The 12,279-nt window shown below is 45.1% G+C and carries 10 protein-coding genes; 7 read left to right on the top strand and 3 right to left on the bottom strand.

The features are described 5' to 3' along the window. Positions 1-18 precede the first annotated feature (18 nt). The 7 genes from serC (at position 19) to A3860_RS07130 (ending at position 9,627) form a co-directional block, all read left to right on the top strand. Entirely contained in the window at positions 19-1,098 is a 1,080-nt protein-coding gene (serC, locus tag A3860_RS07160) for a 3-phosphoserine/phosphohydroxythreonine transaminase (RefSeq protein WP_081145865.1), read from the top strand. 172 nt (positions 1,099-1,270) lie between these two features. Continuing rightward, a complete protein-coding gene (locus A3860_RS07155) occupies positions 1,271-2,512 on the top strand; it encodes a DUF1015 domain-containing protein (protein WP_081145864.1) in 1,242 nt (413 codons plus the stop codon). Positions 2,513-2,808: 296 nt separating this feature from the next. Next, the gene (locus tag A3860_RS07150) at positions 2,809-3,837 is read left to right on the top strand and encodes a tetratricopeptide repeat protein (RefSeq protein WP_143773982.1); all 1,029 of its coding nucleotides are present in this window, start codon (positions 2,809-2,811) and stop codon (positions 3,835-3,837) included. Between the two features lie 132 nt (positions 3,838-3,969). Continuing rightward, positions 3,970-5,751 (top strand): AMP-dependent synthetase/ligase, encoded by a 1,782-nt coding sequence (locus A3860_RS07145; RefSeq protein WP_081145862.1) that lies wholly within the window; start codon positions 3,970-3,972, stop codon positions 5,749-5,751. Between the two features lie 346 nt (positions 5,752-6,097). After that, entirely contained in the window at positions 6,098-7,567 is a 1,470-nt protein-coding gene (locus A3860_RS07140; protein ID WP_081145861.1) for a pyridoxal phosphate-dependent decarboxylase family protein, read from the top strand. A 173-nt stretch (positions 7,568-7,740) separates the two neighbouring features. Next, positions 7,741-8,805, top strand: a complete 1,065-nt coding sequence (locus tag A3860_RS07135; RefSeq protein ID WP_081145860.1) for a branched-chain amino acid aminotransferase — start codon at positions 7,741-7,743, stop codon at positions 8,803-8,805. 129 nt (positions 8,806-8,934) lie between these two features. After that, complete coding sequence (locus tag A3860_RS07130; RefSeq protein WP_081145859.1) at positions 8,935-9,627, top strand: SDR family NAD(P)-dependent oxidoreductase; 693 nt, start codon at positions 8,935-8,937, stop codon at positions 9,625-9,627. 157 nt (positions 9,628-9,784) lie between these two features. On the opposite strand, the gene A3860_RS42245 is transcribed toward A3860_RS07130, so the two are convergent. From A3860_RS42245 to A3860_RS07120, 3 genes are all read right to left on the bottom strand, one after another. Then, complete coding sequence (locus A3860_RS42245) at positions 9,785-10,081, bottom strand: hypothetical protein (RefSeq protein WP_081145858.1); 297 nt, start codon at positions 10,079-10,081, stop codon at positions 9,785-9,787. A gap of 464 nt (positions 10,082-10,545) precedes the next feature. Further along, complete coding sequence (locus tag A3860_RS42065; protein WP_262497285.1) at positions 10,546-10,674, bottom strand: hypothetical protein; 129 nt, start codon at positions 10,672-10,674, stop codon at positions 10,546-10,548. A gap of 207 nt (positions 10,675-10,881) precedes the next feature. Further along, the gene (locus A3860_RS07120) at positions 10,882-12,279 is read right to left on the bottom strand and encodes a HAMP domain-containing sensor histidine kinase (RefSeq protein ID WP_081145857.1); all 1,398 of its coding nucleotides are present in this window, start codon (positions 12,277-12,279) and stop codon (positions 10,882-10,884) included.

The raw sequence follows: 12,279 nt of genomic DNA, 5'->3' as shown, positions 1-12,279 counted from the left end.
TAATTTAAGTACGAAACAATGATGCATAATTTTAACTCGGGGCCCAGCATTCTGCCCCAGGAAGTATTCAAACAAGCCAGCGAAGCCATTTTAAACTACAATAATTCCGGTTTGTCGATCCTGGAGATAGGTCACCGCACCGATCTGTTTCAGGCTGTGATGGATGAGGCCATTGCCCTGGTAAAAGAATTGATGAAGCTCGACGATCAGCATGAAGTATTGTTCCTGCATGGCGGCGCTTCCACCCAGTTCTTTCAAATTCCCATGAACCTGTTGAACGATAATGAAATAGCCGCCTACACCGATACTGGTACCTGGTCGGCCAAAGCTATAAAGGAAGCCAAAATATTCGGTCACGTAGAAGTGGTTTGCAGCGCCAAAGAAAGCAACTACAACCACCTGCCCAAACAATTCACCGTTCCTAAAACGGCCAAATACTTTCACCTCACCACCAACGAAACCATTCATGGTGTTCAGTGGCACGACTTTACGCCCTTTTTTGAAGCCGGCGTACCCCTGGTAGCCGATATGAGCAGTGATATCCTGAGCCGGCAAATGGACTTTAATAAATTCGATCTTATTTATGCCGGCGCCCAAAAGAACGTTGGCGCGGCCGGGGTAAACCTGGTGATCATTAATAAGAACATCCTGGGCAAAGTGAACCGCAAACTCGCTTCCATGATGGACTACCGCAATCATATCGAGAACGGTTCCATGTTAAATACGCCTCCGGTATTTGCTGTATACGTGTGTATGCTTACCCTGCGCTGGTTGAAAAACCAGGGTGGCGTGGCGGCTATTGAAAAGATCAATAACCAGAAAGCGCAACTGCTGTATAACACCATCGACAGCCTGCCGGTATTCAAAGGCACTGTGATCAATAAGGAAGACCGCAGTATTATGAATGCCTGCTTTACAATTGAGAATGCCGATCTCGAAAAAGAATTTCAAACACTTTGCAAGCAGAATGGGATGGTAGGAGTAAAAGGCCATCGCAGCGTGGGCGGTTTCAGAGTATCGCTGTACAATGCCCTGCCTATTGAAAGTGTGCAGGTGCTTACCAGCCTAATGAAAGATTTTGCTGAGAAGAAAGGGTAAACACCCCACCTTCGCCAGTTGGCGAAGAGCAAGGGAATCCCGGCCCGGGGATTTTATGATCGGGTATTAAAACAGGTTAATAAATTCGCAATTCAAAATTTAATCAGGTGCCGTCAATTTCTCCCCACAAATCGGGAGGTTAGGGTAGGCACCGCTTAATAAATTCTCAATAATGGCTAATATTTCTCCTTTTAAAGCCCTGCGCCCACGTCCCGAGTTGGCCAGGCAGCTTGCTTCCCGTCCTTACGATGTGCTGAATTCAAAAGAAGCCCGTGAAGAAGCGGTTGGCAATCCATATTCGTTCCTGCATATAACCAAATCAGAGATCGATTTGCCCGAGGATATCGATATTCACAGCGAGCCGGTATATGAGAAAGCAAAAGAGAACATCGCCGCATTTATTCAACGGGGCATTTTGTTCAGGGAAGACAAACCCTGTTATTATATATACCAACTGATAATGAATGGCCGCAGCCAAACCGGTTTGGTAGCTGCCAGCTCAGTTGATGATTATGAAAATGACATCATCAAAAAGCATGAGTTCACCCGGCCCGAAAAAGAGAAAGACCGCATTAACCATATAGCCACTACCGGCGCCCAAACCGGTAATGTTTTCCTGGCGTACCGCAACAACGCCGAAATGGATACGCTGATTGAAAACTGGAAAAACACCCACACGCCGGTGTATGATTTTGTAGCCGATGATGCCATCAGCCATACCATTTGGGTCATCAATGACGATGCGGCCATTGAAACTGTTACCAACCTGTTCAAAAACAAGATCCCGCAAACTTATATTGCCGACGGCCACCACCGTGCCGCTTCGGCCGCCAAAGTGAGAAAAGCATTGGGTAATAAAGCCCAGGAGGAAGCAGATCATTTCCTCACCACCCTGTTCCCCTCAAACCAGTTGTATATTATGGATTACAACCGGGTGGTGAAAGACCTGAACGGACTCACTGAAGCCGCTTTACTCGAAAAACTGGCAGCGTCTTTTACCATAGAAAAGGCCAGCAGCGCCGTTTCACCGGCCAAATTGCACCAGTTTGGCATGTACCTCAAAGGCCAGTGGTATACCCTCACCGCCAAAGAAGGCACCTGGAGCAACGACCCCATTGGCGTGCTGGATGTAACCATTCTGTCGAACCTGGTACTGGACCCCATTTTAGGCATTAAAGACCAGCGAACCGATAAAAGGATCGACTTTGTAGGCGGTATTCGCGGACTGGGTGAACTGGAAAAAAGGGTGAACAGCGGCGAAATGGCTGTAGCAATCAGCCTGCACCCCGTTACCATTCAGCAGTTATTCGATATTGCCGACAGCGGTAATGTAATGCCCCCGAAAAGCACCTGGTTCGAACCCAAATTACGCGATGGGTTGCTTACGCACCTGATCTACGGTTCAGAAGGTTAAACAGGAGCATTTTGTTATACAGGAGTAATCCTGGTCGAAAATAAATGAAGTAAGAAGTAGGAAATAAGAAGTACGAAGAGCCTGTATTTCGATTTTCCTACTTCAGACCTCAGACCTCCGATTTCGAGCATCCGCCCAATTCGAGGCCTGAAACAGCAAAGCGGCTCCCGCCTTCGGGTTCTTCCTACTTCCTGCCTCTTACTTCCTACTTCAGAACTTCCCTGCCAGGAACTTTAACTTTCTGCGAAACTTTCCTTCTTTTCCAGCTATGCTACTTCCCTTATCTTTGGTCCCGTATGAAACATCTTTTACCAGTTGTAGGATTATTGTTTGTCGTAAATCTGACCCAGGCCCAGCAGGAGCCCGCCGGTGATGTTAAAACAGTTCAGGAAACTGCTAAAAATTATATGAAGCAGGGCGATTATTCCAACGCCGTTCTGGTGCTGAACAGGGCTTTACAGAGCAACGCCGATAACCTGGAATTGCAGAAAGACCTCACGTTCGCCTATTACCTTAACCGTGATTATGTGCACGCCCTGGAGGTAGCCCAAAAATTCCCCGACCGGCAGGATGCCGATGTGCAAAGCTTTCAATTACTGGGTATGGTGTATAAAGCCATTGAAGAAGTAAAGGATTGCGAAAAAATGTACAAAGCGGCCCTGAAGAAATTCCCCAATAGCGGCACCCTGTACAGCGAATATGGCGAAATGAAATATACCAAAAAAGATTACGCCGAAGCCATCAAAATTTGGGAAAAAGGCATTGAATCGGACCCTGGTTATTCAGGTAATTATTACAACGCCGCCAAACATTATTATTTTACTACCGATAAGGTTTGGGGCCTGATATACGGAGAGATCTTTGTAAACCTCGAAAGCTATTCGAAACGTACCGCAGAGATCAAGAATGTATTACTCGATGGCTATAAGAAATTGTTTTCCGATGTTAACCTTACCAAAGATCAGGATACAAAGAATGAGTTTGTAAAAGCCTATTTCGATATCATTAAATCACAATCTTCATTCATCGGTTCTAACGGCGTTACGCCCGAAACTTTATCGGCCGTTCGCACCAAATTCATCCTTGACTGGTATGCGAAAAACGCCACACGTTTTCCCTTCCGCCTGTTCGAATATCAGCAGCAATTGTTAAAAGCAGGGATGTTCGACGCATATAACCAATGGGTTTTTGGCACAGCCGCCAACCTGCCGGCGTATGAAAACTGGACCAAAACTCACCAGGAAGAATACAACAAGTTTGATTATTTTCAGCACAACCGGGTTTTCAAATTACCCGCGGGTCAGTATTATCAATCAGTAAAATAAATTAATTAGTCCCCCGGTACACCGGGGGACTTTTTTTATTAGCGCAGATTTGTTAAATTCAATCAATGCAAGTCCCGGGGGGAACCGCTTGCCGTTTCCACAATCATTTGCCGGGCTCAAAAAACAACATCTATGACCGAACCCAAACGATTATTCGATTGCCTGCAGTACCGTTTAAAAACAAAGCCATTGACCGATATGCTGGCGGCAAAGGAAAATGGTAAATGGAAAACATACAGTACCGAAGAAGTAAAGACCACCGTTGATAAACTCGGGGCCGGTTTATTGAACCTGGGTATCCAGTGCGGCGATATGACCGCCGAAAAGCGCGATAAAATTGCCATCCTTAGCAAGAACCGCCCCGAATGGATAATGCTCGATCTGGCTGTTCAGCAAATTGGCGCCATTCTTACGCCCATTTACCCCACCATAAATGTGCAGGACCTGGAATTTGTGTTAAATGATGCCCAGGTAAAAATTGTATTTGTAAACGACGAAGAGCTTTTCCATAAAGTATTAAGTGTAAAAGACCGCGTTCCCTGCCTGCAGGAGATCTATACTTTTGAACACGTGGCCAATGCCCGCCATTGGAAAGACATTTTGCAGCTGAGTGATGAAGCAGGTATACAAAAAATTCAAACCATTGCGGCCAACATCGATTACGAAGACCTGGCCACCATCATATATACCTCAGGCACCACAGGAACACCCAAAGGCGTTATGCTTTCGCACAAGAACATCCTGAGCAATGTAATGGCCTGTTATCCCTGTTTGCCCGATTTTCAGAATATGCGGGCGCTCAGCTTTTTGCCCCTGAACCATATATTCGAACGAATGATCTCCTATTTTTACCTGTACAGGGGAATAGCGATCTATTATGCTGAAAGTATGGATACCATCGGCGACAACCTGAAGGAAGTAAAACCCGACATCTTCACCACCGTTCCCCGCCTGCTCGAAAAAGTGTACGACCGCATTATGGCCAAAGGCGCAGAGTTAACCGGTTTGAAAAGAAAATTATTCTACTGGGCGCACGACCTCGCTGCCCGGTACGAGATCAATAAACCAATGGGCTTTAGCTATAACATGCAACTGGCCCTTGCCAACAAACTCATTTTTAGCAAATGGCGCGAGGGCCTGGGCAATAACCTGAAATGTATTGTTAGCGGGGGCGCTGCCTGCCAGGTTCGTTTAATACGCATATTTACCGCAGGCCGCATACCGGTGCTCGAAGGCTATGGTTTAACTGAAACCTCGCCGGTGATCAGTGTAAACCGTTTTGAAGCGCATAACCGGATGTTTGGTTCAGTTGGCCCATTGATCGATAATGTAGAAGTAAAGATCGCCGAAGACGGTGAAATACTTTGCAAAGGCCCCAACGTTATGATGGGCTATTACAAACGCCCCGATCTTACCGCAGAATCAATGAGCGGCGAATGGTACCATACCGGTGACATTGGGATGTATGTAGAAAATAAATACCTGAAAATTACCGATCGCAAAAAAGAATTGTTCAAAACCAGTGGTGGTAAGTACGTAGCGCCACTGCCCATTGAGAACAAGCTGAAAGAATCAATTTATGTAGAGCAGATCATGGTGGTAGGCGCTGAAAAGAAATTTGTAGGCGCGCTCATCATTCCGGCATTTCCGGCACTGAAAGACTGGGCCCGTAAACAGGGCATTGCAGATATGCCCAATGAACAGCTGATAAAACAACCCAAAGTAATTGACCTGTTCAATGAGCTCGTACACAGCTTCAACAAATTCTTCAACCACGTAGAGCAAATAAAAAAGTTTGAACTGCTGCCACACGAATGGAGCATTGAAACCGGTGAAATGACGCCCAAGCTGAGCATTAAACGAAAAGTGGTGATGGAAAAATACCGCGATTCTATTGAGCACATTTATGCATAAATAATTGAGTAAGTTAATAAGGGGGTGGCAGGTTAACTTGCCACCCTCTGTTGTTATACAACAAAACTGCCTGTAGCTATTTTAGGACGAAACACAACTCCCATTGTGGGAATACCTTCAGGAAAGCTTCGGTCACGCTTCGGTCAAGCTTCGGTTACGCTTCGCTTATCCCGGATTGGGAAATGCGGGTAAAAAAGTGGGGAATTGCATCATCTGATCCAGTTCAATTACCGCAAACTGCATCTGTTTTATACTACTGTTCTACAGGAAATTTGTAAAAGAACGCAGGAAACGGGTTGTTAGCCCATTTGATGCGGCGCAACTTTATACCTGACAATAAGTAGTTATGAAAAAAGAAGCATTATTAACAGAAGAAAGAACACTCGACCCGCAGGATTGGTCAACCCTGAATGAGCTGGGCCACCGCATGCTCGATGATCTGTTCTATTACCTTGAAACTACCCGCCAACGCCCGGTATATACAAAACCAACAGCAGCAGCCCTGGCCAGTATGCAACAGCCCGTTCCCGAACAGCCCCAGGACGCAAAGGCCGTGTATGAAGAGTTCTTCAATCATGTACTTCCCTTTAACATCAACAATATTCATCCGCGCTTTTGGGCATGGGTACAGGGTGGCGGCACCCCGTTCGGTATGCTGGCCGATATGCTGGCCTCGGGCATGAACGCCAATGTAAGCATTGGTGACAGTATGCCCATGTATGTAGAGAAACAGGTACTCGACTGGTCGAAAGAAATGATGGGGTTTCCGGAAACAGCAAGCGGGTTGCTGTTGAGCGGTGCTTCCCTGGCAAATATCACAGCACTGGTAGTGGCCCGGCATGCTGCCAACCGCGACATTAAAACAAAAGGCTTGCAGTCGGTTGCCGGCCCACTCACGGTGTACGGTTCTTCCGAAACGCATAATTGTGTATTGAAAGGGGTAGAAGTGATCGGTATTGGCAGCGACAATTTCCGCAAGGTTCCCGTTGATGCCGATTACCGCATTCGTACCGATGAATTGCGGCGTATGCTCCTGGAAGATAGAGCGGCCGGTTACATTCCGTTTTGTATAGTGGGCAATGCCGGCACCGTAAATACTGGCGCCATTGACCCGCTCAATGAGCTGGCGGCCATTGCAAAAGAACACAAACTATGGCTGCATGTAGATGGCGCGTTTGGCGCTATTCCCAATTTGTTGCCTGAATTTGCAGACAGCCTCAAAGGCCTGGAGCTGGCCGATAGCTTATCGTTCGATTTTCATAAATGGTTGTATGTGAATTATGAAGCGGCCTGTGTGCTCATACGCGACCCGCAGCTGCACAGGGAAGCATTTGCATCGGCCGTAAACTATTTAACCCTGCACGAGCGGGGACTGAGTGCAGGTCCCGACGGGTTTAACAATTTTGGTATGGAACTATCGCGGGGCTTTAAGGCTCTGAAGATCTGGATGTCGTTAAAGCAAAATGGGTTGGAAACCTATCGCACACTCATCAGGCAAAACCTGCAGCAGGCTCAATACCTGGCCGAACTGGTACAAATGCAACCGGAGTTGGAATTGCTGGCGCCTGTGCCATTGAATATTGTTTGCTTTCGTTTTAATCCGGGCAACTACATCACAAAGCAATTGAATGAGCTGAACAGGGAAATATTGATGCGGCTGCACGAACAGGGCATAGCGGCCCCTTCCTATACGGTATTGAACGGAGAATACGCCATCAGGGCGGCCATTACCAACCACCGCAGCCGGTTCACTGATTTTGAATTGCTTGTAAATGAAACAGTACGGCTCGGGAAGGAATGCCTCCTGACCACCTAAAGGGGGAACCAATTCCAGTTCCAGATGGCCGATTACTTTTCGCCCATTGGGCCTGAGCGCCTTGCCCACCGAAACCCAGGCATAGGAGGGCAGTTGAAGGGTTGCCTGTTGGCTTTTTTCGGGTTATCTTTACAGCCCCAAATGACTTGTAGCACAAAATAAATTTTTAGTATATGGAACTTACCGACGAGATATTAGTTCAGAAAACTACCAAATCGAAGTTACCGGAAGTAGATTTTAATAAACTGGGATTCGGGAACTATGTATCCGATCACATGCTGATCTGCAACTACGCCAATGGCCAATGGCAGGCTCCCCGCATTATTCCTTTTGGTGATATTACTGTAAGTCCAACCACTTTGGCATTTCATTACGGACAATCAGTGTTTGAAGGTTTGAAGGCTTTCAGGCTCGATGATGGCCGCATTAACCTGTTTCGCGTGCAAAAGCATTATGAAAGAATGCTGCGTTCACTTAACCGCATGTGCATGCCAGGCATACCCGAAGAAATATTTGTTGAAGGTTTACGCCGCCTCATTGAAGTAGATAAAGACTGGTTACCCGCACAACCCGGTGTTAGCTTATACATTCGTCCGCTGATGTTTGCCAGCGAGGCCAAATATGGCGTAAAGATCTCTGATGAATATTGCTTCATCATCTTTACCGGTCCGGTTGGTCCCTATTTCTCACAACCACTGAAATTAAAAGTAGAAACCGAATATACAAGAGCTGCCAAAGGCGGAACCGGTTCTGCCAAATGTGCCGGCAACTATGGTGGCGCTTTCTACCCTACTCAAAAAGCAAAAGAAGCGGGATACGACCAGGTTTTATGGACAGATGCCCGCGAAAATAAATACATTGAAGAATCAGGTATGATGAATGCCATGTTCGTCATCGATGGCGTACTGGTTACTCCGCCCACCAGCGATTCTATCCTGGCAGGTGTAACCCGCGATTCTTTATTAACGCTGGCTGCCGACCTGGGTATTCCTTATGAAGCCCGCCCCGTAGCCCTGGCCGAGCTGGAAAATGCGTTCAGGCATAATACCATCACTGAAGCATTTGGCGCAGGTACAGCCGCTGTGGTAGCACCTATTGCCACCATCCATTTAAATGGCATCGATCATCATTTACCGGCTTATAACGACAACTCCATTATGTTCCAGTTGAAGAATAAAATGGAAGCCATTCGCAAAGGCCTGGATGAAGATAAACATGGCTGGAATTTTCTGTTCTAGATCATATTTTACTATATAATTTTTTAAAAAAAGGCCCCGGTTTCACCGGGGCCTTTTTTATTTGTTTGTTACCCCGGCTATGGTTTTAGGCAATACCCTATCTTTGAATTCAACCTATAATTTTTCATTATGCCTAAAACCATCATTATAACAGGCGCTAACGGCAACCTGGGTACTGCAGTAGTAAAAAAATTCCTTGAACAGGATTTTAAAGTAATTGCGGTTGACCATTCGGGTAGCCATTTGGGGTTTGCCGACAGGAATCCCCAGTTTGAGCTGCATGCCGTAGAACTTACCGATGAAACAGATAGCGAAACATTCGTGAAAGAAGCAGCCAGCCTGTACGGCAATATTGATTGTGGCGTATTGCTGGCAGGCGGTTTTGAAATGGGCGGTATCGACAGTACCAACATTACCGCATTAAGAAATATGTTCACCCTGAATTTTGAAACAGCTTATAATATTGCCCGGCCTTTATTTCAGCACATGATGCAGAACGGCTATGGGCGGCTGGTGTTTACCGGCGCTCGCCCCGGCCTGCAGGCCGAAGAAGGTACCAATAAAATTGCCTATGCTTTAAGCAAATCACTACTATTTAAACTGGCAGATATTTTAAATAAAGAAGCCAAAGGTAAAAATGTAACCGTGTCGGTAATTGCACCAAGCACCATTGACACAAAGCCTAACCGGGATAGCATGCCGAAGGCAAATTTTGAGAACTGGGTAAAACCTGAACAAATAGCCGAGGTACTTGCCTTTATTTGTTCCGACAAAGGCGATATACTAAGAGAACCGGTATATAAAGTTTACAACAATGCATAAAAAAATAAGATGAGTTGTTCAATCTTTAACAACTCATCTTATGTATCTCAACTCTGCGTGCTTAACAAAGCTTTCTTCCCACAATATGTGGGATGTACGGAATTAAACACACATGGCTTTATTACCATTCAACATGTTTTCTGCATAAACTTTAGGGCTATAACTCCAAAACACTATTCCAACCTGTAACACCATCTGGTTCGCGGAACTGATTCTCAATATCCTCAGCCCACATACGTTCGTCAATAAAGAATTTGTAATGATATTTACCCCGGGGCAACATTGGTATTTCTATACTCCAAAATCCATTCTTGGTGGGTCGTAACGTTAACTGGTCATGGGCCCAGTTATTAAAATCTCCCGCGAGAGAAATTCTGTTTGCACAGGAATTCTTGATGTGAAATTCAATACACTTCTTCCTCTTGTTTACGTAAGGGGATTGGTGGTGTTTCATTGTGCCCTCCTTTTTTGGTTGCCTAAAAAATGTTGTTTTCTATACAGAATTTTTTTGCAGCTTTCACAAGGTTATCGACACGGGACATCAAAGAATAAATAATGGATCAAAATCAAGGCAAATTGAACGAGTAAGGCAAAGATATCAGCTTAAGGATTTTACTGGCCTGTCACAAAAGGTACGACCTTTTGAAAAATTATAAAAGTATTTACAGTATTATTTTTCTGTTTAACCAATTAAATCTTTATCCTATTGTTTATCAATAAAATTCATTTTACTACAGCCCGTACAATTAATCCTGGGGTAACATTTATAAAATGTATTTCATTCAATTTTTCTATCCCATGATTGTAATCAGCTGTAAAATGATTGCTAAACCGTTTTGAGTAACTCCTACGCATTATCCTACCAAATTACTTTAGTGTTGCATCAATGATCATACTGGCAGAGATTTCAGGTGGGTGTTATTTTCCGGCGGTCAGTTGTTGCTTTTCGGGAACGTTATGTACAAAACTATCGAGGTGGTGCTTCAGGTAATTAATATCTTTTTGCAGTTGCAGGTTTACGGATAAAACAGAATCGTTCTGCAACATTAATTTGTTGTTTGAGTCTGTTAACTGTTCATTTTTCCGGTGAAGCCTAAGGGCTATTACCAGAAAAACTATGCCCCCTATAGCGAGGCTCCGGAAAACATAGACTGTTTGGTTCCTTTTCATTGAAATAGTACTCAAATATGCTTTATTACCGTTAAACGCTAATTAAAGGGGAATTAAAAAGCAATTAAACAAATGGGAATACCCTTAAGGTTTAGCCGCAAAAGCCTTTAATGAAGGAAGTACGATCGTAAAAACCGTTCCGGTATGGGGAGATGACTGCACTTTGATGTCGCCTTTATGCAAATTGATGATCCGTTTGGCAAGCGGCAGCCCCAGCCCAAAGCCTTCTATAGGCGAAGCATTGGCGCTGCGATAAAATGGCTGGAATATATTTTCGGCTTCTTCTTTCGTAATGGTATCGCCGTAGTTTTTAAATTGTACAATTACGTTATCATCTTCGAATAACAAATTAACCATTACATGATGGTCAGATGAAAATTTACAACCATTATCGGCAATGTTACGCAGGGAACTGTACAACAGGTCGCTGTTGCCAAATACCAGGAAAGCTTTTTCATCGTCGGGAAAGTCGCCGAACTGCAGTATCACTTTATACGCTTCACTGTTCTTTTGCACATCGGCAGTTACCTTTAACAACACTTCATCGATACGCACTTCACTGAGTTCGATACTTCCCTGTGAGCCGGTCTTTGCAATTTCGAGAAGGCTTTTGGTAAGCTGTTGCATTTGCTGCACGTCTTCATGCACTGAATATATCACCTGTTTATATTCTTCAGTGCTTCTTTCTTTTTGCAGGGTTACATCGAGCTGGCTCGAGATGGAAGTAAGCGGGGTCGATAGTTCATGCGACGCGTTGGAAATAAACCGCCGTTGTATCAGGAACGATTCCTGCAACCGGTCGAGCAGGTCATTAAAGGTGTTCGCCAGCTGGTTCAGTTCGTCCTGCGTGCTGCCGGCCTGTATATGTTTCGACAGGTTTTGCGAAGTAACATGATTTACGTCATGTATGATCTGTTTAATGGGTTTAACCAGTTGTAACGAGAAAGCATAGCCTACTGCCAGGGCAACCGCAATACCTATGAACAAACAAACAAGTAACAGATCGCGCAGGTCTTTCAGGCGCTCCCAGCCGTCTGCATCATACCCGGCTACTACCACAATAATACGGCTGCGTTTATCGGTATAATGGAAGGCCAGCACATCACGTTTACCGGCCGAATAAGATACTTCGTGTTTTAACCGGGCCTGTTTCAGTATCTCCTTATTGGGTATTATAGAATCGATATCGGGAACATTATACTGATACACCGGTTGATCGAGATAGTTAAAGATCGCCACGCTTTTCTGGGTGAGCGTAAATGCCGACGCCGAATCCATATGATAGAGGAATGCCCGGCTGCTGTCATTATCACCTAAATAAGAAAAAAGCTGTCCGTCGTTATTAGCGCGGCCTTTCAGGCGCTTTTTAAATGTTTCCGTTCGTTGCAGGGCGGTAAAATAATGAACAGATATACTTAATGCCAGCAGTATAATGGTAACCAGTAAGGCAAAAAGCGCAGTTATTTTAAATTTGATCTTCAA

This window comes from Niastella vici, from assembly GCF_002077945.1.
GTDB lineage: Bacteria > Bacteroidota > Bacteroidia > Chitinophagales > Chitinophagaceae > Niastella > Niastella vici.
The sequence above is the reverse complement of the archived record's forward strand: the minus strand, read 5'-3'. Positions and strand labels throughout refer to the sequence as shown.

Excerpts from the sequence above, each read along its gene's own strand:
- A3860_RS42065 (WP_262497285.1), bottom strand. The coding sequence starts at position 10,674 with ATGTTGCAGAACGATTCTGTTTTATCCGTAAACCTGCAACTGCAAAAA.
- A3860_RS07145 (WP_081145862.1), top strand. The coding sequence starts at position 3,970 with ATGACCGAACCCAAACGATTATTCGATTGCCTGCAGTACCGTTTAAAA.
- A3860_RS42245 (WP_081145858.1), bottom strand. The coding sequence starts at position 10,081 with ATGAAACACCACCAATCCCCTTACGTAAACAAGAGGAAGAAGTGTATT.
- A3860_RS07140 (WP_081145861.1), top strand. The coding sequence starts at position 6,098 with ATGAAAAAAGAAGCATTATTAACAGAAGAAAGAACACTCGACCCGCAG.
- A3860_RS07150 (WP_143773982.1), top strand. The coding sequence starts at position 2,809 with ATGAAACATCTTTTACCAGTTGTAGGATTATTGTTTGTCGTAAATCTG.
- A3860_RS07135 (WP_081145860.1), top strand. The coding sequence starts at position 7,741 with ATGGAACTTACCGACGAGATATTAGTTCAGAAAACTACCAAATCGAAG.
- serC (WP_081145865.1), top strand. The coding sequence starts at position 19 with ATGATGCATAATTTTAACTCGGGGCCCAGCATTCTGCCCCAGGAAGTA.
- A3860_RS07155 (WP_081145864.1), top strand. The coding sequence starts at position 1,271 with ATGGCTAATATTTCTCCTTTTAAAGCCCTGCGCCCACGTCCCGAGTTG.
- A3860_RS07130 (WP_081145859.1), top strand. The coding sequence starts at position 8,935 with ATGCCTAAAACCATCATTATAACAGGCGCTAACGGCAACCTGGGTACT.